Here is a 26,131-nt window from a genome sequence, read left to right on the forward strand (position 1 = left end):
GGCAGAGGTCTCGTCTCAGGCGTATTCTGCTTTGTTCTTGATATCGCAGGGAAGGCCGAACTGCGCGCCCCAGCGGCATAGTGATTCTGCTGCCGCGTTGAGGGCTGCGCCGCGTTCGGTGAGCGAGTAGACAACCTTGGCCGGCAATTCCGAATAGACCTTCCGGTCGACGAGCCCATCGGCCTCCAGTTCGCGCAATTGTTGCGCCAGCATCTTTTCGCTGATCCCGGGAATCGACTGCCTCAACCGGCCGAACCGGCGTGATGCCGTTCCGAGCTGGCAAAGGATGTCTATCTTCCATTTGCCTTCGGTCATCCTGACAGCCGCTACAAAGCCATTGTCCGCCGTCTTGTCCATGCTGCTCTCCTTACCGCCAGGTGACCACTTACGCCCGGGTTCGTATTGTGTGCCGCCCATATCACCATACCTCCACGACGTCGCGACAGACGTCGCGTCGTGGCGCCGCCAGTTGATATGGAGAGTTGGAATGAAGCGTTCAATCGCCGTTTTGGGAACCGGACGCATGGGCTCGGCACTTGCCCGCGCCCTGCTTGCATCAGATTATCGCATGACGGTCTGGAATCGTACAAAAGACAAGGCCGAACCGCTCGCCTTGCTCGGCGCAACCGTCGCATCTTCAGCACTTGAGGCCGTGACTTCAGCTGAAGTCATCATCGTGAATGTCAGCGACTACAAGGCGACTGGAGGCATCCTGCGCGACGATGCAGTCGCTTCCGCCGTCCGCGGCAAGCTGATCATCGACCTGACGTCGGGAACGCCACAGGGTGCGCGCGAAGCCGCCGAGTGGTGTGCCAGGCACGGCGCCGGCTATCTCGATGGTGCGATCATGGCAACGCCTGACTTCATCGGCACCGATGCGGGCACCATCCTGGTCTCGGGGCAGGGCCAGGCCTTTCAGGACAACGAGGCCGTCTTTCGCGCGTTGGGCGGTAATGTCCAGCATGTCGGACAAGACCCTGGACGTGCCAATGCGCTTGATAGCGCTTTGCTGGCCCTGATGTGGGGTGCATTGTTCGGAGCGCTCAACGCCATCGCCGTGAGCCAGGCCGAAGACATCGATCTGGGCGAACTGGGCCGGCAGTGGACGGCGACAGCGCCCGTTGTCGAGGGGCTCGTCACTGACCTCATCAAGCGTACCGATGCCGGCCGTTTTGCCAGCGACGAGGAGACCCTTTCGTCGATTTCCATCCATCACAGTGCGTTCCAGCACCTCCTGGAACTCATGGATGCGCGGGGCATCGACCGCGCCGTGGTTGACGCTTACGGCTTCCTCTTCCAGCGGGCGATTGCAGCCGGCCAGTTGCATGGAGATTTCGCGGCGTTGTCGCAGTTCATGGGCAAGGCCGCATAAGGGCGGCTGCAACGAGGAAGCTGGCCGCGTCGCCGTCCAGCTTCCGCCTGACAGGTCATATGAGAGAAGAATGTCTTTCACGCTTCTCGTCGACACCTATTGCGCCGCCTGGTCCAGCGAGAGCGCCGAGCAGCGGCGGGCGTTGCTGTTGCCGCTCTGGAGCGACGGTGCAACCTACACGGATCCTACAGTCCATGCCGAGGCTGCGGAGGAACTGCTCGCGCATATCGAGGGAATACAGGCCAGGCACCCCGGAGCCCGGATTCTGCGCACCAGCAACGTGGACATTTCATCATGGCGTGGCGCGCTTCGCCTGGAAATTGGTGATGCCGGACGGGACATCGCCGCCCGAGGGCCTCGACATCGCCTTTGTCGATGGCGACCAGAAGCGCATAACGCGCATCATCGGCTTCTTCGGTTCGATGCAAAGGCCTGCTGCGTGAGTTTGGCGGCACGACGAGCCGGCGCAGCCACAGGTGCAGTCAGCCCATTGCTGGCGGCTGTCTTTTAGCGGCGCGGCAACAGCCGGGTGAAATGGCCCATCTTGCGGCCGGGGCGGGCCTCGGCCTTGCCGTAGAGATGCACAGCGACGTCGGGCTCGGCCAGCAGGGCCGGCACCCTTTCGATGTCGTCGCCGATCAGGTTTTCCATGATGCAGTCGGAGTGGCGGTTGGCGTCGCCGAGCGGCAGGCCGGCGACGGCGCGGATGTGCTGCTCGAACTGCGAGACCACGCAGGCCGCCTCGGTCCAATGGCCTGAATTGTGTACCCGCGGCGCCATCTCGTTGACCAATAGCGAGCCGTCGGCAAGGACAAAGAACTCGACGCCGATGACGCCGACATAATCGAGTGCCGTGAGGATCTTGCGTGCCGCGTCACGTGCTGCCATGGCTGTTTCGCTGCCGATCGTGGCCGGCAGCGTCGAGGTCGCCAGAATGCCGTTGCGGTGCACGTTCTCGGCCGGGTCGAAGACGGCGATGCTGCCATCGGTGCCGCGCGCCGCGATGATCGAGATTTCGCGCTCGAAGGCAACGAAGGATTCGAGCACCAGCGGCACATTGCCGAGCGAGGCGCAGGCGCCGTCGAAGCCGCCTGTCGTCATGTTGCGGAAGACCATCTGGCCCTTGCCGTCATAACCCATGCGGCAGGTCTTCAGCACGCCGCTGCCATCGAAGGCCTTCAGCGCCTCCGCCAGCTCGGCATCGTTGTCCACAGGCCGGAAGCCGGCTGTGGATATCCCGATCCCGTTCAGGAATGTCTTTTCGACGAGCCGGTCCTGGGCAACCTCGAGGGCGCGTGCTGGCGGGTGGACGGCGATCGTGCGGCCCAGCCGTTCGGCAGCGACGACCGGCACGTTTTCGAATTCATAGGTGACGACAGCACTTGCGCGCGCCAGTTCGTCGAGAGCGGCGGGGTCGTCATAGGCGGCGACGATCTGGCGATTGCCGACCTGGGCTGCCGGGCAGTCGGCCTGGGGCTCCAGAACGATCGTCCGGTAGCCGAGGCGAGCCGCTGCCATGGCCAGCATGCGGCCGAGCTGGCCGCCGCCGATGATGCCGATGGTGGCGCCGAGGGGAAGGGGCGCGCTCACGCGTCGTCCGTCGGCTGTTCGGCGACCCGTGCGGTCTGGGCAGCGCGCCATTCGTCGAGCCTTGCGGCGAGCGCGTCGTCGGACAGGGCAAGCACGGCCGCGGCAAGCAGTGCCGCGTTGGCGGCACCGGCCTTGCCGATGGCAAGCGTGCCGACGGGGATGCCGGCCGGCATCTGGACGATGGAAAGCAGCGAATCCTGGCCCGACAAGGCCTTCGATTCGACCGGCACGCCGAACACCGGCAGAGAGGTCATGGCTGCAGTCATGCCGGGAAGATGGGCCGCACCGCCGGCGCCGGCGATGATGACGCGGAAGCCTGCTGCCTTGGCGCCCTTGGCGAAGTCGTAAAGACGGTCGGGTGTGCGGTGGGCCGAGACGATGCGTGCCTCAAAGGCGATGCCAAGCACGTCGAGCAATTCGGCGGCATGGCGCATGGTCGCCCAGTCGGACTGGCTCCCCATGATGATGGCGACGTCGACCCTGTCTTTGCTCACGCGCGGCACCCCTGCTTGATAAGCCTGCGCTTAACCGAAATGCATGGCCATCGCAACCAAAGGCCGTCCGAAAATGGCGGTTTCTCAGGCGATGATGTCGGGGATGATGCGGTCTTCGATCTGGCTGATCTTGTCCTTGAGGACCAGCTTCTTCTTCTTCATCCGCTGGATCTGCAACGTATCGCAGCCCATCGCGATCATCGCGTTGATTGCGGCATCAAAATCCGCATGGTCCTGCTTCAAGCGTGCAAACTCGAGACGAATCTCGGCTTGTTCCTGTTCCGACATGTCTACCGTCTGCAAACTCACTGGCGCACCCGGGGCGCTCCTAAGGCGGGGTCGGCGACTCCTTGTCACCGGCGCGAAGCCCTTATCACATTTCACGCTGTCAGGAAATGCTACCACACTTTATTCGACATCGCCGACGGGGGATGGCAGACTGTCATGGTTCCGTCACAGAGCACTGTCTGCGGTGGGCAGGGCTGTGCCCGGAGCATCGAGGAAACCATGAAAGGGAGAACCAATCATGTCTCTTGCTTCCCATCTTGAAGAACTCCAGCGCAAACATGGTGACGTCGAGCGCCAGCTCGGCGAAGCAATGAATCATCCATCCATGGACGACCTGCAAATCGTAGCGCTGAAGCGTCGCAAGCTGGCTCTCAAGGACGAGATTGAAAAGCTGAAAGGTGACCCGACGCAGCACTAGGCTCAGTCACAGCACTAGGCTCAGGCACGAGGTCTCCAGCAAGGCCCTGATTTTCGGCAAGGGCCCGACAGCCGGCGGCGAAGCAACATCGCCGCCGGATCAGGGTGATCTTTATCAGCCAAATCATCGCATGACCGGAACAGCGCATCCGCAGCGGGATGCTCGTGCGTATCGGTGGTTGAGCCGGCGCTGCCGCCAGGCGATTGCCGTGATCAGCCACATCATTGGCACGTCGTGTTATTGTCCGGCATAGGACTGGCGCATCCATCCTCCTGGGCATGACCGCCTCCGAGGCGGCACCGGACAAAGCCTCAGGCGTCCCAGAACTGGTCCAGCCAGATGTTGAGCTTGCGGAAGCCGGCAACGCTGACCGCATAGACCCGGCGCGTGCCTTCGGCGCGGGCGCTGACAAGGCCGGCGTCGAGCAGGACCTTGAGGTGTTGTGACACCGCCGGGCGTGAAACCGGCAGGCCGGCGGCAAGTTCGCTGACGGTCTTGGGGCCACGCCGCAATTCTTCCAGCAGATGGCGCCGGTTGGCATCCGATATGGCGAGGAAGGGCGCGTCAGTTGTCATGGCTCATTTGTGCCGCAACATCGGCGAAATCTCAACTACCGGTCGCAATCGCCGTACTGGCGTCTCGTCGCACCACCTTGCTGTCAGGCGGCGTCCTCGTGCCTGGGGTCGAGGCGCAGCGATTCCGGCGTCGCGCTGCGGTCGGCCGGCTGAGTCTTGAAGGCCTCGCGATCCTCGATCGGCACCGGCGCACGCCGCTTGATGCGCAGCGCGGTGTAGCCGGCGAGCATGAAATGCGCGGCAGCTGTCGCGAGGAAAAGCGCTTCCGGCCGCATGTAATCCATCAGGCCGGCGCCAAGCAGCGGCCCGACCATGGTGCCGAAGCCGTAGAGCAGCAGCAGCCCGCCCGAAACCTTGACGAAATCCTCAGGCTTGGCGTGGTCGTTGGCATGTGCCACCGCCAGCGAATAAAGCGTGTAGGCAAAGGCGCCGTAGCAGGCGGTCATGGCGATGACGAAGGCGCCTGAGCGCGGCGCCACCAGGAAGATCAGCACGGCGGCGACCGCCGAAGCGAGCGAGGCGCCGATCAGCACATAGCGGCGGTCGGTGCGATCGGAGACCTTGCCGATCGGGATCTGCAGTGCGGCACCGGCGACGACCACGAGGCTCATCATCAGCGCGATTTCGGGCGTCGAGATGCCGACGCGCGCGCCATAGACCGCGCCAAGCGTGCCCCAGTCGCCATTGGCGACGCCGATGAGGAAGCAGGCCACCGAGGCGACCGGGGAGTTTGCGTAGAGGCCCTTGATGTCGAGCGAGACGTCCTGCAGCGGCTTGGGGTGGGCGGCACTCGAGACCGCAGTCGGGATCAGCGACAGGCAAAACAGGATGCCTGTCACCATGAACAGCGAGGCGCTGGTGACGTCACCGCCGGCGACCATCATCTGGCCGGCCATGATCGAGGCGTAGGTGACCATCATGTAGAGGCCGAAGACGGTACCACGGTTCTCGTTGGTGGCGCGCTCGTTGAGCCAGCTCTCGATGACCATGAAGGCGCCAGCCATGGCGAAGCCGGTAAAGGCGCGCAGCAGGATCCAGACATATTCGTTGACGATCAGGCCGGTGAGCAGCGCGATGATGGCGGCGGATGCGGCAAAGGTGCCGAAGGCGCGGACATGGCCGGCGCGGCGGACGACACGCGGGGCAAAATAGCAGCCGGCAACAAAACCACCGGCCCAGGCGGTGCCCATCAGGCCAAGTGCGGTGGTGGAAAAACCTTCTTCCTGGCCGCGCAGGGGCAAAAGCAGGCCATGCAGGCCCGATGCTGCGAGCAGGAAGGCTGTGCCGCGGAGCAACGACAGGATCGGCCGGTAGGTTGCGAGCATCTGGTGTCCCACCACGAATCAATTAGGCACTGGCACCTGATGATAACCCGTTTGGGGCATATCGGTGGCGGCGCGCGTTTCAGCCGCGCTTGAACAGCGCCTCGGCGGCCGACTTGGTCGAGCCCTTGACGGTGAGCTCGGCCTCGAGCCGGCGGATCTCGGCGCGCAGGGCCGCGATGCGCTCGTTGAGCTCACCGACCGAAAGCAGCGACAGATCCTGGCCGATCTCGTGGACCGGTTTCTTCTTGATCGGCTCGTCGTCGAACAGCGCCATCTCGCTTGCCTCCATCTCGGACAGGCGTTTGCCTGATTTGCCAATCAGAATACATAGTGCGGTCAAACACATGTAAAGTCCGGGGCATACCGGACCAGCGGAGACCGAAAAGACATGGCCAATGTTGCCAAACTTCCAGCCAAGATGCTCGCGGTGGCGATTTCGCAGCCGGGCGGGCCGCGCGTGCTCAAGGCCGAGAAGCGCGACTTGCCGGAACTTGGCGAGGGCGAGATCCTGATCCGTGTGCATGCGGCCGGCGTCAACCGGCCCGACGTGTTGCAGCGCAAGGGCGCTTACCCCGCGCCGCCGGGCGCCTCCGACCTGCCCGGGCTCGAAGTGTCGGGCGAGGTGGCAGCACTTGGCGAGGGTGCCAAGCGCTGGCGCATCGGCGACGCGGTCTGCGCGCTGACGCCGGGCGGCGGTTATGCCGAATATGCCAGGGTGCCCGAAACCAACGCGCTTCCCATGCCTACAGGCTTCACCTTCACCGAAGCTGCGGCCGTGCCCGAAACCTTCTTCACCGTCTGGCACAACGTATTTGAGCGCGGCGCGCTCAAGGCCGGCGAGACGCTTTTGATCCATGGCGGCTCGTCGGGCATCGGCACTACGGCGATCCAACTCGCCTCGGCCTTTGGCGCTTATGTCATCGTCACTGCCGGTTCCGAGGATAAATGCGCTGCCTGCCTCAAGCTCGGAGCCGATCGGGCGATCAACTACCGCAAAGAAGACTTCGTCGAGGCGGTGAAGGACGCCACCGGCGGCAAGGGTGCTGACGTCATTCTCGACATGGTTGGTGGCGACTATGTCGGCCGCAACTACAATGCTGCCGCCGTCGACGGCCGCATCGTCCAGATCGCGACGCAAGGCGGGGCGGTGGCGAGCGCCGATTTCTCCAAGCTGATGGTCAAAAGGCTGACCCATACCGGCTCGACGCTCAGGCCGCGCACGACCGAGTTCAAGGCCAGCATCGCCGCAGCACTCGAAGCCCAGGTGTGGCCGCTGCTGGCCGTCCGCCGCGTGGCGCCTGTCATGGACATGATCTTCCCGCTGCGCGAAGCCTGGCGGGCGCATGAGCGCATGGAAGAGGGCGAACACATTGGCAAGATCGTGCTGGATGTGGGCTGAGGGACCTTCTGCCTCGCCTTTGTGGGAGGGCCGGGGTGGGGATCTTCTCCCCGGCGCTTCCAAGGAAGCCCTTTACCGCGCCCGGACCAGAAGCTCATCGCCAAGCATGGGCGGGGCCTCAGGCAACGATGCCGCGCACGGCCCAGGCGATGTTGGCAAAGGAGCGCGGGCCGTCGGGCCGGCCGGCCTCGTAGGCATCGCGCGCGGCAGCCTCGGCGCGCGCCTTGTCCGCCTGGTCGAGCGTGGCGACAAATTTGCCGATCGGACCTTCTCCTGAGCCGATGGGCACCCAGAGATCGTTGAAATCTGCATAATCCATACGCAGCAAAAGCTGGGATTCCTCGACGCGTGACAGTCCTTGTGCGACGAAGGCGGCTTTCATCTCGCCCGGCTGCATCATCGGCTGGAAACAATAGCGGGCGCGCAGTTGCCGGCCAGCTTCGCCCAGCGCTGCCAGCGAATCGACGACCATGCGCATGCCGGGCATGCCACCACAATGATCCCACACCGTGGCTGCGACCACCCCGCCTGGCCGCGTTACCCTGGCCATTTCCGCGATCGCTTTGGGCGCCTCGGGCACGAAATGCAGCACCAAAAGCGCGAGCGTTCGGTCGAAGCTTTTGTCCGGGAAGGGCAGGGCGCAGGCATCGGCCTGGCTGATCTTTATGCGCGGGTCCGTATTGCGCGCCTGAGCCGCTGCGACAAAGACCGGCGAGAAGTCGATGGCCGCGATTTCCCCGAGATTTGCCGCCTTGGCCAGCACGAAGGTCAGGCTGCCGGTACCGCAGCCGACGTCGAGCACTTTCTCGCCATCGGCGAGGCCGGCAAAGTCGATGAAGGGGATTGCGAGTTTCTGGCTCCAGCGGCCCATCAACTGCTCATAGCCGGCCGCATCCTGCACGTTGAAGCTTGATGTCATCGAAGCCTCCTATGCCAAAAAGGCATGGTAAGCCGCCGCGAAAGAGATGGGAAGAAAGACTGTCGACTGATCCACACAGGCTAGCTCGTGAATGACCTGCGCCCATTCCCGCCGTTCAGGCAGACGCTGCAATTTCCTGTCATCGGCTGACAGCCTTGGCACACCACTGGGTCGGTCCGGAAAGCAGCCATTGCGATAGTTCAAAGCCAACAGCATTTTGTAGACTAGGAGTGATCCCGCCGACGCGGCAAGCGCGCAGTGGCGCTGGAATGTCGCGCGTCCCGCCTGCTAGGGCTGGACTCCAGTCTTGAGTGGAGAGGCAGGTGCCGAACACATCAGGTGGCCGACCCAGTCGATCGCAATGTCTTCGGTCCTGGCGCGCCATGTGCGGAAAGGCTCGCCGTCTTCGGCCATGCCGACGCGAGCCCAGTCGCTCCAATCCCGCATGGCCCAGATAAGCACCACCTCGGAATCATTGCGCATGGCGGTGCGAAAGGCGCCGACAAGCTGCAGCCCCAATTCCATTGCCTGGCCAAGCCAATGCTCCGACACCAGCCGCAAATAATCCTGCGCCAGGCCTGGCTTGATATTGACTGTCTCGTGCAGGAATACCTTGGCGCCGACCACACTGCCGTCGGCACAAAGTTGCTCTATGTCGGGTGAGTAAGGGGCTGCGATCAACAATCGGTCGAGGCCCCCGCTGCGGTAATCTTGAGCCGTGAGCCACCACATCTCAAGCGCCTTGTCCTGCATCGTGTCCGTGCCGGTCTCATGCGCGAAACTGGCAGCCAGGCTGTCCCAGTCTTCGTACTCCCACAGGTTCACCACTTGTGGCCAACGGCCCGTGCTGCCGAGCGTCCCCCAGACGCCGAAGCATTTTTGAAGGCGTTCGGCACTGTGCCGACCCCAGTCGGTCGTCATGTGTTTGAAGTAGTTAGCCCGGTTGGCGCCGATGATGTCGATATATTCGTGGATATAGATCTTGGAATTCATTCGGGCCTCCCAAAGGTCAGCTAGCTGCCACGCCCTGCCGGGTGGCACTACAAGGGCAGACGAAGAATGATGCCCATCTCGCCGAACGCCCCCGAAGCGCGCTATCGCATTTCGGGGCAGTTCGGATGCTGCGTTGGATCTAGCGGGATCCTTTGGTCGAGGACGCCGTCCAGGGCAGCATCAACCGTCCGAGCCAGCGGACCAGCGAGCTGAACAGGAAACCCATGAGGGCTACGGTGCAGATACCGACATACATCCGGTTGGCCTGAAACAGCGACCACGAATGCCAGATGCGATAGCCTATGCCCTGGCTTGCCTGGACGAACTCGACGCCGACGATGACCAGCACCGCCGTGCCGATGGCGATGCGCATGGAAATGAACAGCTGTGGCAAAAGTGCCGGCCAGGTGACGTGCCTGAACATATTCCAGCCCTTGGCGCCGAAGGAGCGGGCGGCCTCGTGATAGTTCTCGGGGATGGCAAGCACTGCCTCCATGCACTGGATCCAGACCAGGAAGAACACGGTCATGCCGACAAGCAGCACGCTCGGCAGTTCGCCAAGTCCGAAGATCAGCAGCAGCAACGGCAGCAGGGCGAGCTTTGGCACCGTGTAGAGCGCGGTAAGGAACGGCTCCAGCGCGGCGCGTGTCAGGCGTGACAGGCCGAGCAACAGGGCGGCGCCAAGGCCTGATGTGACGCCGATGGCGAAGCCGGCGAGTACACGCAGAGCACTCGCGATCACATCCTGCTGCAGCATTCCTGTGCGCAGCATTTCGACCGCTGACAGGAAGATCGCGCTCGGGGCGGGAAAAAAGCGCGAATCGAGAAGGCCGGCGCGGGCGCAGATCTCCCACAGGATGAAGAACACGACGGGCGTCGCCATCGCCAGCACCTTTTCCTGCCTTCGCGCCCGCAGCGCATAACCACGTGGGTCGCGCTCGGCTTCGCCCGGTCTGATAGCGATGGTCTTTTCCATGCTCGTCGCCTCCTCCGCGTCGATGTCTGTTTCAGGCAGCGTGCTTGCCGACCTGCTCTCGCAGCAGGTTCCAGATTTCCTGCTCGAGCTTGGCGAACATGGGCTCTCCGCGGATTTCCGGCGCGCGTGGTCGGGCGAAAGGCACCTCGAATTCGGCGATGATGCGACCTGGCCGCGCCGACATCACCACGACCCGGTCGCCGAGCAGCAACGCTTCTTCAAGGCTGTGGGTGACGAAGACGACTGTGCGTCTGTCTTCTTGCCAGAGCGTCAGCAACTCGTCCTGCAGGATGCGACGGTGCTGGGCGTCGAGCGCGGCGAAAGGTTCATCCATCAGAAGGATTTCAGGCTCGACCGCCATGGCGCGAGCGATGGCGACACGTTGCAACATGCCGCCGGAAAGAGCCGGCGGATATGCATTGGCGAAGTCGGCGAGGCCCATCTTGCCGAGCCAGGCCGTCGCGCGCCTGTCGGCCTCGGCGCCAGACATGCCTGTCATCTCCAGACCGAAGCGGACATTGGCCTGGATCGTCTTCCACGGAAACACATTGTAACTCTGGAACACCATGGCGGTGGGAACCGCGCGCGTGCCACTGGCATGGACGAGGACCTCGCCCTCGCTCGGCCTGTGCAGGCCGGCAATCATCCTGAGTACCGTCGACTTGCCGCAACCCGACGGACCGACGAGGCAGACAAACTCGCCACTCCTCACCTTGAGATCGACACCGGCAAGCGCTTCGACATTGCCGTTGGCGTCATAACGCTTGCGCACCCCTCGCACTTCTATCTTGGCAGGGGCCTCGGCGACCAATGGCATGGCAGCTGATATGTCGGTTCTGCGCAATGAGTTCATCTGTCGCTCCGTGAGGAAGTGCAATCCAGCGAGCGCCAAGGGCATCCGCGGACGGGAGGCTAGGCCGATAGGCGAAATCAAAACAATCGCTTCCGCAGATTTTCCGGATAGCCGGAAAAGTGCCGGTTGCGTTTGACAGCTTGTTCCGTTCGACGCCTAATCGACGTGTCTCAAGTGGCGGAAATCGTTGCCGCCTTGGAGAGCGGCGGCGGCTTTCGTTCCCCGCAGGATTGTTTCAATTCCGTGCCGGATTTCCGGCGTTCACGGCAGGCCACCAACGGCGAGCGCCATGCGTTCGACGGACGGTGGACTGCGACCTGAAGAGTGATTTGCGAGTTTGCATATGCAGATCGTCGGCATCGACACTGGCGGCACCTTTACCGATACGGTCATTCTTACCGGCGACGGCAGGATCGGGGTCGGCAAGGCACTGACGACGCACGGCCGCCTGATGGAAGGTGTGATCGCCTCGCTTGCTGTCGCCTCCCGCTCGCTTGGCAAGAGCCTGCGCGAAATCCTCGAGGTGACCGACATCCTGTCGCACGGCACCACCGTTGGCCTCAATGCCCTGCTCACCAACGCCGGCGCCAAGGTTGGCCTGCTTGTGACCTCAGGCTTTGAGGCGACACTGCCGATGGCGCGTTCCAACAAGGTGCACGGCCTGCCCGACGAGGACAGCATCAATGCGCTCAAATGGCGCAAGCCGGATCTGCTCGTTCCCCGCCGCCGCATCATCGGTGTACGCGAACGCATCGACGTCGATGGCAACATCATCGTGCCGCTGGATGAAGAGCAGGCCCGGCAGTCGATCCGCCAACTGGTCGCGCGCGGTGCCGAGGCGATCGGCATCGCGCTGATGTGGTCGCCGGTCAATGGCAGTCACGAGCGCCGTCTCGCCGAACTCGTTGCCGAGGAGGCACCTGGCCTGCATGTGACGTTGTCGAGCGAGCTCGCGCCACGTATCGGCGAATATGAGCGCACCGCGACCGTTGCCATGAATGCCTATGTCGCACCTCTTGTCGGCGACTACCTGACCTCGCTCGACGAGGCGTTGCGCGATGAGGGATTTTCGGGCCTGTTCCTGATCGTGACCATGGGCGGCGGCGCGCGTCGCGCGAGTTCGCTGCACGACGCCCCGATACATCTGCTTCAATCCGGACCCGTCGGCGGCATCATGGCCGCCCGCCAGATCGGCGCGCGGCTTGGGCATGTCGACGTGCTTGCCACCGACGTCGGCGGCACCAGCTTCGATGTCGGCCTCGTCGTCGGTGGTGCCCTGCCGACCGCTTCCCGACCACGCATCGACCGGCATAGCCTGGCCGTTCCCGTCATAGACCTGGCCTCTATCGGAACGGGTGGAGGCAGCATTGCCTATGCCGATCCCGAACTCGGCGTGTTGCGGGTCGGACCGCAAAGCGCCGGTTCGATGCCCGGCCCGGCCTGCTACGGCCGCGGCGGCACGCAGCCTACAGTGACGGATGCCGCTGTCGTTTTGGGCCATCTCGATCACCTCGGCGGCGCGCTCATCCTGGATCGCGACGCTGCGCGGTCGGCGCTTGCGCCGCTTGCCGGCAAGCTCGGCCTTGAAATCGAAGAGGCGGCCGAGGGGATCTTGCGCGTCGCCAATGCACAGATGGCCGATCTCGTCCGCCGCGCCAGCGTGCAACGCGGCCATGATCCTCGCAACTTCGTGCTTTATGCCTATGGCGGGGCAGCACCTCAGCATGTCGGGCGCTATGCCGCCGAGATCGGTGTGAAGGCAATCGTCATACCGCGGCTGGCGCCGGAGTTCTCCGCGTGGGGGGCAGCCTCCAGCGACATGCGGACCTCCTATGAAATCGAGCTGCCCGCCCGGCCGCTGCAGGACTTCCGTGATGGCGAGATCGACGCCTTCGGTCGGCTTGAGCAGCGCGCCCGAGGCGAATTCGAGGGGCTGGCGGAGGCGAGCCTGGCAGGTGCCGTCGAGATACGGCGCAAGATCGGTCTGAAATTTTCTCGCCAGCTGCACCGGATCGACATCGAAGTGCCGTCGTCACGGCTTGGTAGAGCCGAGATTGCCGCTGCCGAGGCCGCGTTCCGGTCCCGCTACGAGCAGATCGTTGGTCGGGGTTCGGCCCATGCAAAAAGCACGATCGAACTTGCGGCCGTCGTCGTTGAAGCGCGTATGCCGATCGTCATGCCCGACAGCGCCCCGACGGGGATGCGCGGCGCGCTCCGGCCCAGCCGGCAACGGCGGGCCTGGTTCGGGGGTCGTGAGCAGGAGACGCCGGTCTTCCTGTGGGCCGAGCTTGGCGTGGGTGTCGTGATATCGGGACCTGCCTTCATCGAATCCGACCAGACAACGGCAGTCATCTATCCCGGCCAGACGGTGACGACCGACGTGGACGGCAACCTAACCATGACCGTGCCTGCGGTGCACAAGCGCTCGCCTTCGCCCAGCATCGGGGAATTCGCATGACAATCGGTCCGATCGAGCTCGAAATCATCCGCCACCGACTTGAAGCCATCAACGCGGATGCAGGGGAGACGCTGGTCCGTGTCTCGGGTTCGCAGATCGCCTCCGAGGCGAGTGATTTCAACACCGCGATCATGACGGCCGACGGCACTGTGATCTCGTGCAGCAAGTTCATTCTGGTGCAGTCGACATCGCTCAACCTTATCGTTCGCGACATCCTCGATCGCTATGGCGAAAACCCGGGCATTGGTCGCGGTGACCAGTTTCTTACCAACGATCCCTATCTCGGGACGCTGCATCAGCCCGATGTGACGCTGGTGGCGCCGATCTTTCACGGCGACAGGCTGATTGCCTGGGCGGGGTCGACGGTGCACGAACCGGATGTCGGCGGGCCGGTCAGCGGCGGCTTCAACTATGCAGCCCGCTCGATCTTCGACGAAGCGATCCCGATCCCGCCGGTCAAGATCGTCGAGGCAGGCAGCATCCGCCGCGACATCGAGCGCGACTACCTTGCCCGCACCCGAACACCCGAGCTCAACGCGCTCGATTTGCTCGGCCAGATCGCGGCGAACCGCGCATCCGAACGTCAGGTGCTGGAACTCTGCGCCGCCTATGGCACCGATGGTCTCGTGCACGCGATGGACAGGCTGCTTGCTTCGACGGAGGCAGCCTTCCGGCGCCGCCTCATTGAGCTGCCAGATGGCATTTGGCGCGAGAATTCGTTCATTCAGCATGAGCAGCGTTGCGGCGCCGACTATTTGCCGAACCAAGTCTACGCGGTCCGCCTCGCCATGACCAAGACAAGCGACAAGCTCAGCTTCGACTTCACCGCCAGCGACGACCAGGCTCCTGGCGCGGTCAACTCCACCTATCCGACGCTGGCCAACTTCACCATGGCGGCGGTGCTCGTCCACATCTGCCAGGGCCTGCCCTGGATGCCCGGCGCCATATGGCGCACCATCGACATATGCACCCGAAAGGGCTCGATCGTCGATGCCGAGTGGCCGGCCGGCGTCGCGATGAGCACAGGCACCTCGGCACAAGCGATCCGCAACTGCGTCAGCGGTTGCCTCGCGCGCCTGCTGGACGGTTCGGCGGCGCATGCGCACATGGCCATGGCCTCGTCGCAGTCTTCGGGCGCCGGCGGCATGTCGATTTCGGGACACCGGCGCGACGGCACCCCGTTCACCACGCTGTTTCTGGATGAGCTGAGCGGCGGCGGCGGCGCCACCGTCCATGCCGACGGGAGCGACACGTCGGGTACGGCGACATCGCCGGGCGCGACGCCGTCGAACCTCGAAACCAACGAAGCATACTATCCCGTGCTCTATCTGACGCGCCGCGAGTTGGCCGATTCCGGCGGACCCGGCATGCGACGCGGTGGCGTCGGCGCAATGCATGCCTATCGCCCGCACCAGACCGACCGATCGATCGCACTCTTGTCCATGGCGCAAGGCTTGCAGCATCCGGCGACAATGGGCGCAGCAGGCGGTGAACCCGGTTTGCCCAGCGGCTTCGCCATCATGAGTTGTGACGTGCCGGTGGCCGTTTCAAGCGGCTGGGCGGAGCTTGCGGATGCCACTGATTTTCGGCTGCCCGATGCTGCAACCAGGCTCTATCCGGATCAGATATTGGTCACGTCCTCGCAAGGGGGCGGCGGCTTTGGCGATCCGCTCGAACGCGATCCGGCTGCGGTTGCCATGGATGTGCTCGATGGTCTCGTCAGTGTGGGCAATGCATTGCGCGACTTTGGCGTGGTCCTGCGTCTCGACGGCAACCAGGTAGAGATCGACCGTGACGCGTCGGAGGCCGCGCGAAAAGCACGGCTCAAGGTTCGGCTCGGCGGTCGCGATCCGCGCACGATTGAAGGTCCGGTCAGCGGACGTCGCCTGTCCAGCCATTTCCGGGCCGTCGCAGTCTCCGGTGGCGAGCAGGTCGTATGCGCCGTCTGCGGTCATGGTATCTGCGACGCTGGCGCGGACATCTACGCATCCCTTGCCGTCCATGAAGCCGTCGCCGGCGAGCGATCAGCCATCACCGACCGTTATCCCGGCAGCGAACGCTTCCGCATCCGCCATTTCTATTGTCCCGGTTGCGCCCGACAGGTCGACGTCCAGGTCGCGCTTTCAGGCGATCCGGTGCTCGAGGCGATTGAATTGCCGGTTCCCCGCATTCCGACAGAGACAAGACCATGACAGCCATCCCTTTGCCCTATGCTGACGATCCCGACACGGCGGGCTTCTGGGACGCGGCACGCGAGAGTCGCCTCGTCGTCCAGCGCTGCAAGGCCTGCGGCCATTGTCAGTTTCCACCACATCCGTTCTGCGCCGCCTGCGCCCATGCCGAGACGGAATGGGCCGAAACGTCCGGTCGAGGTTCTGTCTGGTCGTACGGTGTTGCGCATGGTCCGACGCTGCCTGGTTTCCAGGATGTGGTGCCGTATCCAATGATCGTCGTCGAATTCGAAGACCATCCGCATATCCGCATGGTCGGCAGCCTGGTTGCGGCACCCAACGCTGCCATCAACAGCGTACCAGTTTCGGCAATCCGCATCGGCATGCCAGTCGACGTCACCTTTGCTGCCGTCTCCGACGACATCACCCTGCCGCGCTGGATGCCGCGCGTTTCCGAGAGCCTGAAGCCATGAGCGATATGATCTCCCTCAAGGACCGGACTGCGATTGTCGGTATTGGCGAGACCGCCTTTGGCAAGGCCATGGTGCAAAGCGAGGAGCAGCTTGCCTGCATGGCGATCAAGGCGGCGCTCGACGACGCCGGCATCTCGCCGTCGGAGGTCGACGGCCTCTGCTCGCTCAATATGGAGAACGTCTTCCAGCACGACATCGCGCGTGATCTCGGCATGAAGGAGGTGACCTATTATTCGCAGATGCCCGCCGGCGGACATGGCGGCTGCGGTACCGTCGGCCATGCGGCCATGGCGATTGCCACCGGCCAGGCCAAGGTGGTCGTCGGCTGGCGCTCGCGCAAGCGGAGCGGCCGTGCAAGCCGTGTCTGGGCGCAACTGGAGCAGCGCATTCAGGGCAGCCGTGACACCTGGCTGAGACCTTGGGGCATCATCCGGCCTGTCGACGAGGTCGGCGTGATGTACACCCGCTATATGCACGAATTCGGCGCCACCCGCGATCATCTCGCCAATGTCGCATTGGCGTTCCGAAGCCATGCCAACCGCAATCCCAAGGCCTTCATGCATGCCAAGCCGATGAGCCGCGAAGACTATTTCGCAGCGCGCTGGATCAGCGAGCCGCTTTGCCTATTCGATTGCTGCCTCGAGACGGACGGCGCGATCGCCTTCGTCGTCACAGCAGTGGATCGCGCCAGGGATTGCCGCAACAGGCCCGTCTACGTCCACGCCGCAGCCCAGGGGTTCGATGGCGGCAGCGCCATCCTTGCCAACTACTTCACGGCCGATCCGATGCGCTCGCAGGCTGCGACCTGCGCGAAGTCCCTGTGGCGCCAGAGCGACTTCCGCGCTGCCGACATCAAGGTGGCGCAGTTCTACGACGCCTTCACGCCGGAGGTGTTCTTCACCCTCGAAGGCTACGGCTTCTGTGGGCGAGGTGAAGGCGCTGCCTTCACCGAGGATGGGGGCGTCGCGCTCGGTGGACGCCTGCCGGTAAACACCGGCGGCGGCAGCCTCTCCGAGGTCTATCTGCATGGTTTCAACATGATCACCGAAGGCGTGAAGCAGATGCGCGGCAGCTCGACCGGCCAGGTCGAGAACGCCGACTGCTGTTTTGTCAGCTCCAGCGATCTCGGCCCGACCTCAGCGGTCGTGCTGCGCAACTGAGAGGGGCAAAGGATGCACGATACGATCATCTGGATCAGCGGCGCGACGCAAGGGCTGGGCCTCGGGCTTGCCCGCAACGTTCCCTACGACAATGCCCGCATCATCAACCTGTCGCGGCGCAAGCACCCCGACTATGAAAGCGTGACCTTCGACCTGACCGAGCCCGCCTCATGGGACCGCGTCCGCGCTCATTTCATCCGCGAACTCGCCGCCTTTCGCGGCAAACGCGCCATCTTCATTCACAACGCCTATTCTTCCCAGGCCATCGGCGTTGTCGGCAAGGTCCCCTCCGGAACTTACGAAAAGGCCGTTCTTGCCAATCTCGCCGCCCCTTTCGTGCTGGCCGAAGCGTTTCTCCAGGCCTGCCGCCCCGGTTATGAGGCCGGGCTGGTGATGCTGTCGTCGGGTGCCGCCGTGGCAGCCCTCGAAGGCCTGGCCGCCTACTGCGCCTCCAAGGTGGCGATCGAGCACTGGGTCGAAGTCGTCGCCCGCGAACGCGAAAGCCGCGGTGTATCAGGGCCATGGGTGGTGGCGGTACGGCCGGGCGGCGTCGATACGCCGGCCCTGCGCGCGGCAGCCGAAGTCGATCCCGAACTCTATCCGCGCGTGGCGAGCCTCAAGCGCAACATTCCAAATCGCGTCGACATAGACACGGCGGGCAGACGGATCTGGGCAGCACTGCCGCCGGCTCCGGATACCGCGGTCATCTCATTCGCCGAGCCGCCTGATGACCCGGCATTCCAGTTTGGTGGTCCGCGCATAAGGCAACTCGCCGGGTCGAGCTGGAAGCTGGTCTACGACGCAGGCTGACAAGCGCATCGGTCCGAATCCGGAACGCTTTCCGGAGAGCACGAGGTGCAGGGGCAATGGATCAGGGCGTCCTCTTGCGTCCGTTCGGACGCACGACGCTCCAGGAGGTTGCCGACCGGTGGAGGACCGGCGGCGAAAAGAAGCAACAGGGAGGAAGCAATGAAATCTCTATGGAAGAAACTGGCACTCGCCGCCGCCGTGATCGGGGCAAGCTTCGGCGCCCGTGCCGAAGGCTCCGACGCGCCGAAGCCACTACCGCAGCGTGAGAAGGTGATCGTCGCCATGACCGCCAAGGTCGAGGCCTACATACCGATGCTGCTTGCCGACCGGATGGGGGAGTTCGACAAGGAAAACATCGACATCGAATACACCTTCGCCAAGTCGAGCGACGGCATCGTGCTCCTGTCCACGGGGCGCGCTGACGTGCTCGGCGGCCAGCCGAGTGCGGCCATCTTCAACGCCATTGCCAGCGGCGCCGACATCCGTGTCGTCGCCCCGCTCTTTGTCCAGTCGCCGGCCTCGAAGCAGGGCATCTGGGCCAACAACGCCTTCCTCAACGGCCGCAAATTCACCGTCGACCTGTTCAAGGACCAGACGGTCGCCAGCGCCATCGGCCTCGGCTCGACGGCGTCCTACTTCCTGCAGACCGAGCTGGAAAAGGTCGGCCTGTCGCTCAAGGACGTAAAGTTCCAGACCATGGCGTCGGCCGACATTCTGGTGGCGCTTGAAAACGGCGCCGTCAATTTCGGCTATCTGATTGATAGCATCTGGCAGAAGGCCGACGAATCCAAGGTGTCTTTGGCCTTCGTCCAGGGGCCTGAAATGTCCGCCGGCTCGTGGAGCTTCGGTCCGCGCCTGCTCAAGGAGCGGCGCGACATCGGCGAAGCGGTGATGCGGGCGCTGGTGCGCACGACACGCACCTATCTGCAGGGCGACTACCATGCCAACCCCGCGGTCATGAAGATCATGCTCGAGGATCTGCAGCTGCCCGAGGAGACGCTGAAAAAGGGCGTGTCGCTGACCTTCGATCCCAATCTCTACATGCCCGGGGATCTCGCCGCCCGCCTGCAGAAGACCTATGCGCTCATTCCCGAGGTCTTGTCCTACAGCGAGCTGATGCCGGAGGACCGTGTCGTCGACCAGGGTTTCATTGCTGCCGCGGGCATAACCATTCCGGCGAAATAGGCAGGTCGTCATTGGCCCGGTGCAGTTCCGCGAGGCGCTGGTGCCGGACGGCGATCTGCCTCAGCGCCGATCCCAGCGCCTGCGTCGCGGCACTGTCCTCGGGATCGGCGCTGACGAGCCCGACGGCGACAGGAACACGCATGAACTTCGACTGGAAGGGGGCAGCCACCGCTGTCGCCCCTTCCGCCGAGAAGCCGCGGGAGGTGGCATAGCCTTGTTTGCGAACCGTTCTGACCTTGTCGAGCAAGGTGGCGACGCTGGCCACGCGCCTCGCCGGCGGCTCGGTGCGAAACATGCGCTTGGCAATCTCCACCACCACCTCCTGCGGCTTGCCAGACAAAAGCGCCATGCCGGCCGCTGTCGACCAGTCGTAGTCGGTGAAGCCTTCGACATGGACGCCGGCGTGAAAGTCAGAGCCGGCGATGATCGCCGAGCACTGGACCCAGCGATCGTTCTGCATGCACAGCCATACTGTCAGGCCGGTGTGGCGATGCACTTCGTCCATCAGGTCGGAGACTGCCGTGCCGCCGAAGAAGGAACCTTCGATGCGCCTGGCCAGAGTGACGATCCGGTAGGAAGGCAGGTAAACCTTCTGACGCGGGTCGAAGGCGAGGTAGCCGGTGCGCACCAGCGTCTTCAGAATGTCGTCGGCGCTGGAATTGGGAATGGCAAGCGCACGGCTGATCTCGGTCGTACGCGCCGGCCGCGGATTGGCCTGGAAGTATTCGAGCAGGGACAGCACGCGCAGGCTGGATTTCACCACGCCGCCAGAGCGGTCATTGGTGACGCCCCGCAGCAATTCGTTGGGCTCCTCGAATCCCAACTCCGCCCGTCTCGCCGTGTTGGCCGCGGTTCCCATGGCGCTCTCCTCTCCTTGCGCCGGCGTGCCGGCACAGAGCGTTTCGCCGCCAGTTTGGCACCTTGCCGAGAAGCTGAATTCGGCCATTTGGCCTAGGCCAATCGCCCGGAAATCCGACAAACCGAAAGACCCGACATCATGCAGACCATCCCACAGGCAATCCAGCACGCCCGCGAAGAACTCGACCGCAGCCTGGTCGATCTCCAGCGCATGTTTCGCAAGAAGAGCGGCATTGCCTATGTCGGCCGTGTCGACGCGTCGCCGCAAGCGCATAGCTGGTTTCGCCGCTTCGGCGATGACGTGCGGTTTTGCTACGTCAATCCGCGCGGCGGTGAGGCCGGTGGTGTGCCTGTCTTCACGTCGATGGCGGAGGTGCCTGATCATATCGACCTCGCCGTGGTCAAGGTGGCGCCGGCGATCGTTCCGCAGGTAATCGCCGATTGCGGTCGTCGCGGCGTGCGCGATGTCATCGTCTTCAGCTCCGGTTTTTCAGAAGTGGGTGCCGAGGGTGCCGCGCTCGAGGCCAAGGTCGCCGAGGCCGCCCGTGAACATGGCGTGCGTGTCATCGGGCCGAACACCAACGACAACACATTCGAGCAGTTTCCCGTGCCGGAGCATCATCGCGGCGGCCTCGTCGGGTTGGTCACCCAGAGCGGCTTCAACGGCCGGCCCATCGTCGAGGGCATCGCCATGGGTGCTGCCTTCCGGCGTTGGGTGACGGTGGGCAACGAGGTCGATCTCGAGGTTGCCGACTTCATCAACTACTTTGCCCATGATCCGCAGACGTCGGTCATCGCAGCCTATGTCGAAGGCTTCAAGTCGATCGCCAAGCTCAGGCTGGCGCTTGAGGCTGCCAATGCGATGAAGAAGCCCGTGGTCATGCTCAAGATGGGATCGACCGAGCGTGGTGCGCGCATGGCCGCATCGCATACAGGCCACCTCGCTGGAGCGGATGCGGTCATCAACGGCTTGTTCCGGCAGTATGGGGTGATCCGGGTCCGCGATCTCGACGAGTTGCTCGAGACGGCCAACCTGCTTGCCAAGCTGCCGGCGGGCACCGGCCCGAACTGTGCGCTCTACTCGGTTTCGGGAGGCTCGACGACGCTGATGGCCGAGCTGGCCGACAGCTATGGCGTGAGCTTTCCCGATCTGTCGCAGGCGACGATCGAAAAGCTCTACGCCTACCTGCCCAACTACGTCACCGTCTCCAATCCGATCGACAATGGCGGCGGCTTTGTCATCGCTGCCCCGCAGCAACAGCGTATCGAGGTGCTTGAAGCCATTGCCGCCGACGCAAACGTCGATGTCATCGTGGTCGGGCTGACGGCGGCCCTTGGCCTGCTGTCCGACAGCTTTGCCGCCGACGTGCTGGCTTTCGCACCACGTTCGCCCAAGCCTGTGGTCGCGGTGTGGGGGTCGGTGCTGACCGACAGTCCCGGCTATCGCGACCTGGTCAAGTCAGGCGTGCCGATCTTCCGCTCATTCCGCAAATGCTTCCGCGCCATGCGCGCGCACGCTGACTACGAGGCCGCAAAGGCGGCATTCCGCAGCCGCTCCTGGGATGCAGCAGCATTGTCGGCCAGCCAGCAAGGCGCGCTGAAGCAGGATGGAATTCTCGACAGCGGACAGGTGGCCGCATTGCTCGACGGCTCAGGCATCTGCCGTGCTGGCGAGCGCCTGGTTACCTCGTCCTCCGAGGCAGCAGAAGCGTTCGCGGCCTGGGGAGGGCGCGTCGTCATGAAGCTGGCTTCGCCCGACATCGCCCACAAGTCGGATGCGGGTTTGGTGCTGCTCGACATCGGTGACGCTGTGACTGCCGCAAGCACTTACGAGAGCCTGGTGGCAAAGGCGAAGACCCATTTTCCGGCGGCTCGGATCGAGGGTGTGCTGATGCAGGAACTGATCGTCACCGGCGTCGAGATGATCGTCGGACTGACGCAGGATCGCGATCTTGGCCCAACCATCACCATCGGCGCCGGGGGCATCTATGCCGAAATCCTGAAGGATGCGGCTACGCGACCGTTGCCTGTCGACAAGGACGATATCAGCGACATGATCGCCAGCCTGAGGCTCTCCCCTTTGCTCGATGGCGCCCGCGGCGCGGAACCCTCGGACAAGGAAGCCCTTGTCGATCTGGTTTTCAAGCTGGCGCAACTGGGGCTGGCCGCCGGTTCCGCGATAGCCGAGCTTGACCTGAATCCGGTTATCGTGCTGCCGGACCGGGCTGTGGCTGTCGATGCGCTTGTCGTCGCGGCCAACTCATCGACATAGCCGCACGATGGCGCAATTCTGCGGCGTTTGAAGGGAGAATTGGGATGCGCATCCAACAAGGGTAGGAGGTCTTCAAATGCGATCGGGCGACCGACCGCGAGCCTGGTGTTGACCCCACGCCGGTGATCGACGGTCAAGTGAGCCCCTGCCGGCTACCTGATCGCCGCAACCGGACCGACTGGTATTAGCCCCAAGCAGGACATCGCTCCATCGCTTGATAAGGTAACCCTTTTCGTTGACAGACGCGCCGTTCCCTTCTGCTTATCGCGTAACCATGGTGGTGCCGACTTATGCCCATGCCGACACCCCTCCATCCCTGCCTCTTCGGCCTCGCGCATTGGCTCGCCGCACTTATGGCCTTCGTCGTCGTGTCGATGGAGAGGTGACGGGGCGGACGCTGCACCGACCTGATCTCGCAGCGTGCGGCGCAGCCCTGTCTGACCACGCTGATCGCGCTGTCGAGCGGGGCCGAGTCTATGGCTGAAAGGGATGTGCGCCGTTGATGGCTAGCATCCCACAGTCTTATCCGCGCATCGTGTGGCGCTACTTTCGCTTCAGCGCGAGAGGTAGCGTTGCCGAGGAGCCTGAGCCCGAAGAGCTTGGAGCGTTTTCGTTAGTCGGTGATCAGGAACGTCCTGTTGCTGGCCACGTCGAGCAAGGGCAGTTCCTTGTTGCCGGTGACACTCTTGCTCGCCGCGTTGCCGCCAAAGTAGGCAATGCCGACAGAAGCGCTGAACTGCTCCTGGCCTGAGCCGAGTGGGCCGGAGGGCGTGCGTGGCGCCAGAAGGCGCAATTATCGCTTCTTCCCGCGCTTGCACCCGCACTCCCGTTGGTCAAACAGAGCCCTCAAACGACAGCTAACGCTTGGTCTTCGAATGGAAGCTTCCAGTCCCCTCCCGGCCCAATCTGATCATTCCGATGCGAAGTCCTCTTGTCCTGCAAGCATCCAGCAATCGCAGCCGGGGTGCGGAGCAACATAAGTACGAAAGAGACTTGCGTGATCTAGCGATCCCCCGAACAAGATTGGGATAGCGACCGCTGTATCGTCTCGAAAACCCTGCTGTTGCCGATTTGTGAGACGTTGAACCTCATCAGGTCTCCTGCCGTCTGGGCAGGGCTGAAAGCGTTCCCGGGCGCCAGGACGACACCATCGACAAGTGCTGCCCTTGCCACTTGTGCCGACGATCGAGGACCAGGAACTCTACACCAGAGAAACATCCCGGCATGCGGTTCCAGCAAGGGCACGATGCCTATCTCCCGCAACTTCGCTCCGACTTCGTGGCGTGCTCGAGCAAGGCGCATCCGCAGTCCCTCGAGATACTTACGATGGCCACCGTCACTGAGCACGCTGAGGACGAGCTCCGCGTTGAGACGCCCGCCGCCGAATGTTGTCGCAATTTTCAGGTCGACGATCCCGTCTATCCAATCCTTTTTCGCGGCAATGAACCCGCATCGGGCTGAAGCAGAGAGGGTTTTCGAGAAGCTGCCGATGTGGATGACTCGGTTCAAGCCGTCGAACGCGGCGAGCCGCGGGCCGGGCACATGCTCAAAGTCGGCAAAAATATCGTCCTCGACGATTGTCAGACCATGCTGTTCGGCCAGCATCAGGACACGATGGGCGATAACAGGAGAAAGCGTCGCTCCCGTCGGATTATGGACCGCCGAGTTCGTGATGTAGAGGCGTGGCCGATGCTCTGCGAGCACGGACGCGAACACCTCGATATCGGGCCCATTTGGGGTGTAGGGAACGCTGACGACCTGAACCCGGTGCGCTCTCAACAGCGCCTGGAAGTTGAAGTAGCAGGGATCGTCGAGAAGCACGGTATCGCCAGGGTCGATGAGATAGCGACAGAGAAGGTCGATGGCCTGGGTGCCGCTTTCGGTCAGGATGACCTGGTCGGGTGGCGCCTCAATGCCCTTCTCTGCCATTCGCCGGGTGATCAATTGCCGAAGGGGTGGCAATCCCAATGGCGATCCATATTCGGCCAGGGCAATCCCCGAAGCCCTGGAAAGTGCGCGTAGACCGCGCCGGAGGCCAGCCTCGGGAAGCCAGTCAGGGGGCAGCCACCCGCAGCCCGGCTTCTCGGTATTGTCGGTGGCTTCCAGCGATTGGCGGGACACCCAGAACGGATCGATAGCTCGGTCGAGCTTCGGACCAACCTCGGACAGCAACAGTGGGGCGGTCTGTGTCGCCACGTAGAAACCGGAACCAGGACGGGATAGCACCACCCCCTCGGCAACGAGGCGGTTATAGGCTTCTACGACTGTCGAAACCGAGACGCCTGACGTCTTGGCGTGTGCCCGTACGGAGGGAAGCTTGCTGCCTGGCAAGAGGCTGCGTCCGGCGATTCGACGCCTGATCTGCTCCATCACCATTTCAATACGGGTTGTGTCCATCTGTATTGCCTTTGTGGCCATAACAGTAATGTCAAACTGTACCTTACCGTATCTGGCGGTTGCAAGCGGCTGCCTGCATAGGTCCATGGACAAAGGGGGTGCCATGGAACGGTCGACAAGCGGTTGGTTGTACGGATTGATAGGTGTGATCATCTTCAGCGGGTCACTGCCCGCCACGCGCGTTGCCGTTCAGTCTCTTGATCCGGTTTTTCTGACGGTTGCTCGTGCGGCAATTGCCGGCATTCTCGGAGTTGTCTTACTAGCCGCCTTCAGGGAGCGCCGCCCGGAACGTCGCGATCTTGTTTCCCTGGTGGTCGTTGCCCTCGGCGTGGTGGTTGGTTTTCCGCTTTTGACGGCTTTTGCCCTTCAGCATGTCACGTCGGCCCACTCGATCGTGTTCATCGGCCTCCTTCCGCTCTGCACTGCGATCTTCGCCGTGATCCGCGGCAATGAGCGACCCAAGCCGATCTTCTGGCTCTTCTCGGTTCTCGGAAGCGCATTGGTCGCCGGGTTTGCGATTAGCCAGGGGCTGTCTGCCTCGCCTGTCGGCGACGCGCTCATGCTGGCCGCGATCATCGCTTGCGGGCTCGGTTACGCCGAAGGGGCGACGCTCTCGCGCAAGCTCGGTGGATGGCAGGTCATCTGCTGGGCGCTGGTGATATCCCTTCCGGTGATGCTGATGCTCACGGCGATCTATTGGCCTGCCACATTTGAGAACGTGACGATTCCGGCATGGACAAGCCTGGCCTACGTTTCCCTGTTCAGCATGCTCATCGGCTTCGTCTTCTGGTATCGCGGCCTTGCGCTTGGCGGCATCGCCTCGGTCGGACAACTTCAGCTCCTGCAGCCATTCTTTGGCCTCGTGCTTGCCGCTACATTGCTCCGCGAGCCCGTGACCCCCGTGATGTTGGTCGTCACCGTCGCTGTCATCTGCTGCGTCTTCGGGGCGCGCAGGTTCGGCAAATGAGGTAGAGTTGGATGTGTGCGCCAGCCGTTGCAAGGAGGCCACTCTGCCGGGCGTTCATCGTAGGGCATACCGCAGTCGGCCCCATGGTGGCCGCGCAGTGGCGCGGTTGATCAAGGCCAACCCCATCCCGACCAGCGATACCGCCGTTGTATCCATCAACACTGCGAAAAGAGCCGAC

Annotated in this window: 25 protein-coding genes; 11 read left to right on the plus strand and 14 right to left on the minus strand. The window is 63.4% G+C overall.

Annotated features, from left to right (window positions below):
- Window positions 1-15: 15 nt before the first annotated feature.
- Window positions 16-357 carry a winged helix-turn-helix transcriptional regulator gene (locus N7E70_RS06705; RefSeq protein WP_067956986.1) on the minus strand — a complete coding sequence of 114 codons (342 nt, stop codon included), beginning with the start codon at window positions 355-357 and terminating at the stop codon, window positions 16-18.
- Between the two features lie 130 nt (window positions 358-487).
- Here N7E70_RS06705 and N7E70_RS06710 point away from each other — a divergent pair, with 130 nt between their 5' ends.
- Window positions 488-1,372: an NAD(P)-dependent oxidoreductase gene (locus tag N7E70_RS06710; RefSeq protein WP_269441448.1), complete on the plus strand. Its 885-nt coding sequence runs from the start codon at window positions 488-490 to the stop codon at window positions 1,370-1,372.
- Between the two features lie 507 nt (window positions 1,373-1,879).
- Here the strand turns inward: N7E70_RS06710 and N7E70_RS06715 are convergent.
- The 3 genes from N7E70_RS06715 to N7E70_RS06725 all read right to left on the minus strand — a co-directional run bounded on the left by N7E70_RS06715 (window position 1,880) and on the right by N7E70_RS06725 (window position 3,744).
- On the minus strand, window positions 1,880-2,899 hold the full coding sequence (locus tag N7E70_RS06715; protein WP_269441463.1) for a 5-(carboxyamino)imidazole ribonucleotide synthase: 1,020 nt from the start codon (window positions 2,897-2,899) through the stop codon (window positions 1,880-1,882).
- A 59-nt stretch (window positions 2,900-2,958) separates the two neighbouring features.
- Window positions 2,959-3,423 carry a 5-(carboxyamino)imidazole ribonucleotide mutase gene (gene purE / locus N7E70_RS06720; RefSeq protein ID WP_442866514.1) on the minus strand — a complete coding sequence of 155 codons (465 nt, stop codon included), beginning with the start codon at window positions 3,421-3,423 and terminating at the stop codon, window positions 2,959-2,961.
- Window positions 3,424-3,540: 117 nt separating this feature from the next.
- The gene (locus N7E70_RS06725; RefSeq protein ID WP_067956996.1) at window positions 3,541-3,744 is read right to left on the minus strand and encodes a YdcH family protein; all 204 of its coding nucleotides are present in this window, start codon (window positions 3,742-3,744) and stop codon (window positions 3,541-3,543) included.
- A 238-nt stretch (window positions 3,745-3,982) separates the two neighbouring features.
- Here N7E70_RS06725 and N7E70_RS06730 point away from each other — a divergent pair, with 238 nt between their 5' ends.
- Window positions 3,983-4,162 (plus strand): YdcH family protein, encoded by a 180-nt coding sequence (locus N7E70_RS06730; RefSeq protein WP_067956999.1) that lies wholly within the window; start codon window positions 3,983-3,985, stop codon window positions 4,160-4,162.
- A gap of 311 nt (window positions 4,163-4,473) precedes the next feature.
- On the opposite strand, the gene N7E70_RS06735 is transcribed toward N7E70_RS06730, so the two are convergent.
- From N7E70_RS06735 to N7E70_RS06745, 3 genes are all read right to left on the minus strand, one after another.
- Complete coding sequence (locus N7E70_RS06735) at window positions 4,474-4,737, minus strand: ArsR/SmtB family transcription factor (protein WP_067957002.1); 264 nt, start codon at window positions 4,735-4,737, stop codon at window positions 4,474-4,476.
- An 83-nt stretch (window positions 4,738-4,820) separates the two neighbouring features.
- Window positions 4,821-6,062 (minus strand): MFS transporter, encoded by a 1,242-nt coding sequence (locus tag N7E70_RS06740; RefSeq protein ID WP_067957005.1) that lies wholly within the window; start codon window positions 6,060-6,062, stop codon window positions 4,821-4,823.
- A 79-nt stretch (window positions 6,063-6,141) separates the two neighbouring features.
- Window positions 6,142-6,336 (minus strand): DUF1192 domain-containing protein, encoded by a 195-nt coding sequence (locus tag N7E70_RS06745; protein ID WP_067966066.1) that lies wholly within the window; start codon window positions 6,334-6,336, stop codon window positions 6,142-6,144.
- A 114-nt stretch (window positions 6,337-6,450) separates the two neighbouring features.
- On the opposite strand from N7E70_RS06745, the gene N7E70_RS06750 reads away from it, so the two are divergent.
- Window positions 6,451-7,461 carry an NAD(P)H-quinone oxidoreductase gene (locus N7E70_RS06750; RefSeq protein ID WP_263005870.1) on the plus strand — a complete coding sequence of 337 codons (1,011 nt, stop codon included), beginning with the start codon at window positions 6,451-6,453 and terminating at the stop codon, window positions 7,459-7,461.
- 118 nt (window positions 7,462-7,579) lie between these two features.
- On the opposite strand, the gene N7E70_RS06755 is transcribed toward N7E70_RS06750, so the two are convergent.
- The 4 genes from N7E70_RS06755 to N7E70_RS06770 all read right to left on the minus strand — a co-directional run bounded on the left by N7E70_RS06755 (window position 7,580) and on the right by N7E70_RS06770 (window position 11,202).
- Window positions 7,580-8,380 (minus strand): class I SAM-dependent methyltransferase, encoded by an 801-nt coding sequence (locus N7E70_RS06755; protein WP_067957011.1) that lies wholly within the window; start codon window positions 8,378-8,380, stop codon window positions 7,580-7,582.
- A 288-nt stretch (window positions 8,381-8,668) separates the two neighbouring features.
- Window positions 8,669-9,373, minus strand: a complete 705-nt coding sequence (locus tag N7E70_RS06760; RefSeq protein WP_263005871.1) for a hypothetical protein — start codon at window positions 9,371-9,373, stop codon at window positions 8,669-8,671.
- 139 nt (window positions 9,374-9,512) lie between these two features.
- Entirely contained in the window at window positions 9,513-10,349 is an 837-nt protein-coding gene (locus N7E70_RS06765; protein WP_067957017.1) for an ABC transporter permease, read from the minus strand.
- A 31-nt stretch (window positions 10,350-10,380) separates the two neighbouring features.
- On the minus strand, window positions 10,381-11,202 hold the full coding sequence (locus N7E70_RS06770) for an ABC transporter ATP-binding protein (protein ID WP_263005872.1): 822 nt from the start codon (window positions 11,200-11,202) through the stop codon (window positions 10,381-10,383).
- 343 nt (window positions 11,203-11,545) lie between these two features.
- Between N7E70_RS06770 and N7E70_RS06775 the strand changes: the two genes are divergently transcribed.
- The 6 genes from N7E70_RS06775 (at window position 11,546) to N7E70_RS06800 (ending at window position 19,459) form a co-directional block, all read left to right on the plus strand.
- Window positions 11,546-13,660, plus strand: coding sequence for a hydantoinase/oxoprolinase family protein (locus tag N7E70_RS06775; protein ID WP_154387251.1), 2,115 nt, complete (start codon window positions 11,546-11,548; stop codon window positions 13,658-13,660).
- Complete coding sequence (locus N7E70_RS06780) at window positions 13,657-15,852, plus strand: hydantoinase B/oxoprolinase family protein (RefSeq protein WP_263005873.1); 2,196 nt, start codon at window positions 13,657-13,659, stop codon at window positions 15,850-15,852. Before N7E70_RS06775 ends, N7E70_RS06780 begins: the two co-directional genes overlap by 4 nt.
- Entirely contained in the window at window positions 15,849-16,304 is a 456-nt protein-coding gene (locus N7E70_RS06785) for a Zn-ribbon domain-containing OB-fold protein (protein WP_182573737.1), read from the plus strand. Before N7E70_RS06780 ends, N7E70_RS06785 begins: the two co-directional genes overlap by 4 nt.
- Window positions 16,301-17,464 (plus strand): thiolase C-terminal domain-containing protein, encoded by a 1,164-nt coding sequence (locus tag N7E70_RS06790; RefSeq protein ID WP_263005874.1) that lies wholly within the window; start codon window positions 16,301-16,303, stop codon window positions 17,462-17,464. Before N7E70_RS06785 ends, N7E70_RS06790 begins: the two co-directional genes overlap by 4 nt.
- 12 nt (window positions 17,465-17,476) lie before the next feature.
- Window positions 17,477-18,274 carry an SDR family NAD(P)-dependent oxidoreductase gene (locus tag N7E70_RS06795; RefSeq protein ID WP_263005875.1) on the plus strand — a complete coding sequence of 266 codons (798 nt, stop codon included), beginning with the start codon at window positions 17,477-17,479 and terminating at the stop codon, window positions 18,272-18,274.
- A 159-nt stretch (window positions 18,275-18,433) separates the two neighbouring features.
- On the plus strand, window positions 18,434-19,459 hold the full coding sequence (locus N7E70_RS06800) for an ABC transporter substrate-binding protein (protein ID WP_263005876.1): 1,026 nt from the start codon (window positions 18,434-18,436) through the stop codon (window positions 19,457-19,459).
- On the opposite strand, the gene N7E70_RS06805 is transcribed toward N7E70_RS06800, so the two are convergent.
- Window positions 19,422-20,318 (minus strand): IclR family transcriptional regulator, encoded by an 897-nt coding sequence (locus N7E70_RS06805; RefSeq protein ID WP_263005877.1) that lies wholly within the window; start codon window positions 20,316-20,318, stop codon window positions 19,422-19,424. The genes N7E70_RS06800 and N7E70_RS06805 overlap by 38 nt on opposite strands.
- A gap of 138 nt (window positions 20,319-20,456) precedes the next feature.
- On the opposite strand from N7E70_RS06805, the gene N7E70_RS06810 reads away from it, so the two are divergent.
- Entirely contained in the window at window positions 20,457-22,589 is a 2,133-nt protein-coding gene (locus N7E70_RS06810) for an acetate--CoA ligase family protein (RefSeq protein ID WP_263005878.1), read from the plus strand.
- A 613-nt stretch (window positions 22,590-23,202) separates the two neighbouring features.
- Here the strand turns inward: N7E70_RS06810 and N7E70_RS06815 are convergent.
- The gene (locus N7E70_RS06815) at window positions 23,203-23,382 is read right to left on the minus strand and encodes a hypothetical protein (protein WP_192313940.1); all 180 of its coding nucleotides are present in this window, start codon (window positions 23,380-23,382) and stop codon (window positions 23,203-23,205) included.
- 209 nt (window positions 23,383-23,591) lie between these two features.
- Window positions 23,592-25,007 (minus strand): aminotransferase-like domain-containing protein, encoded by a 1,416-nt coding sequence (locus N7E70_RS06820; RefSeq protein ID WP_263005879.1) that lies wholly within the window; start codon window positions 25,005-25,007, stop codon window positions 23,592-23,594.
- A gap of 82 nt (window positions 25,008-25,089) precedes the next feature.
- On the opposite strand from N7E70_RS06820, the gene N7E70_RS06825 reads away from it, so the two are divergent.
- Entirely contained in the window at window positions 25,090-25,953 is an 864-nt protein-coding gene (locus N7E70_RS06825) for a DMT family transporter (RefSeq protein WP_067966072.1), read from the plus strand.
- The last annotated feature ends 178 nt before the right edge of the window (window positions 25,954-26,131 follow it).

The sequence above is a fragment of the Aminobacter sp. NyZ550 genome (assembly GCF_025628925.2).
GTDB classification, from domain to species: Bacteria; Pseudomonadota; Alphaproteobacteria; order Rhizobiales; family Rhizobiaceae; genus Aminobacter; species Aminobacter ciceronei.

Coding starts and splice junctions, on each gene's coding strand:
- N7E70_RS06705 (WP_067956986.1), bottom strand. CDS start 357: ATGGACAAGACGGCGGACAATGGCTTTGTAGCGGCTGTCAGGATGACC.
- N7E70_RS06710 (WP_269441448.1), top strand. CDS start 488: ATGAAGCGTTCAATCGCCGTTTTGGGAACCGGACGCATGGGCTCGGCA.
- N7E70_RS06715 (WP_269441463.1), bottom strand. CDS start 2,899: ATGCTGGCCATGGCAGCGGCTCGCCTCGGCTACCGGACGATCGTTCTG.
- purE (WP_442866514.1), bottom strand. CDS start 3,423: ATGGGGAGCCAGTCCGACTGGGCGACCATGCGCCATGCCGCCGAATTG.
- N7E70_RS06725 (WP_067956996.1), bottom strand. CDS start 3,744: ATGTCGGAACAGGAACAAGCCGAGATTCGTCTCGAGTTTGCACGCTTG.
- N7E70_RS06730 (WP_067956999.1), top strand. CDS start 3,983: ATGTCTCTTGCTTCCCATCTTGAAGAACTCCAGCGCAAACATGGTGAC.
- N7E70_RS06735 (WP_067957002.1), bottom strand. CDS start 4,737: ATGACAACTGACGCGCCCTTCCTCGCCATATCGGATGCCAACCGGCGC.
- N7E70_RS06740 (WP_067957005.1), bottom strand. CDS start 6,062: ATGCTCGCAACCTACCGGCCGATCCTGTCGTTGCTCCGCGGCACAGCC.
- N7E70_RS06745 (WP_067966066.1), bottom strand. CDS start 6,336: ATGGCGCTGTTCGACGACGAGCCGATCAAGAAGAAACCGGTCCACGAG.
- N7E70_RS06750 (WP_263005870.1), top strand. CDS start 6,451: ATGGCCAATGTTGCCAAACTTCCAGCCAAGATGCTCGCGGTGGCGATT.
- N7E70_RS06755 (WP_067957011.1), bottom strand. CDS start 8,380: ATGACATCAAGCTTCAACGTGCAGGATGCGGCCGGCTATGAGCAGTTG.
- N7E70_RS06760 (WP_263005871.1), bottom strand. CDS start 9,373: ATGAATTCCAAGATCTATATCCACGAATATATCGACATCATCGGCGCC.
- N7E70_RS06765 (WP_067957017.1), bottom strand. CDS start 10,349: ATGGAAAAGACCATCGCTATCAGACCGGGCGAAGCCGAGCGCGACCCA.
- N7E70_RS06770 (WP_263005872.1), bottom strand. CDS start 11,202: ATGAACTCATTGCGCAGAACCGACATATCAGCTGCCATGCCATTGGTC.
- N7E70_RS06775 (WP_154387251.1), top strand. CDS start 11,546: ATGCAGATCGTCGGCATCGACACTGGCGGCACCTTTACCGATACGGTC.
- N7E70_RS06780 (WP_263005873.1), top strand. CDS start 13,657: ATGACAATCGGTCCGATCGAGCTCGAAATCATCCGCCACCGACTTGAA.
- N7E70_RS06785 (WP_182573737.1), top strand. CDS start 15,849: ATGACAGCCATCCCTTTGCCCTATGCTGACGATCCCGACACGGCGGGC.
- N7E70_RS06790 (WP_263005874.1), top strand. CDS start 16,301: ATGAGCGATATGATCTCCCTCAAGGACCGGACTGCGATTGTCGGTATT.
- N7E70_RS06795 (WP_263005875.1), top strand. CDS start 17,477: ATGCACGATACGATCATCTGGATCAGCGGCGCGACGCAAGGGCTGGGC.
- N7E70_RS06800 (WP_263005876.1), top strand. CDS start 18,434: ATGAAATCTCTATGGAAGAAACTGGCACTCGCCGCCGCCGTGATCGGG.
- N7E70_RS06805 (WP_263005877.1), bottom strand. CDS start 20,318: ATGGGAACCGCGGCCAACACGGCGAGACGGGCGGAGTTGGGATTCGAG.
- N7E70_RS06810 (WP_263005878.1), top strand. CDS start 20,457: ATGCAGACCATCCCACAGGCAATCCAGCACGCCCGCGAAGAACTCGAC.
- N7E70_RS06820 (WP_263005879.1), bottom strand. CDS start 25,007: ATGGCCACAAAGGCAATACAGATGGACACAACCCGTATTGAAATGGTG.
- N7E70_RS06825 (WP_067966072.1), top strand. CDS start 25,090: ATGGAACGGTCGACAAGCGGTTGGTTGTACGGATTGATAGGTGTGATC.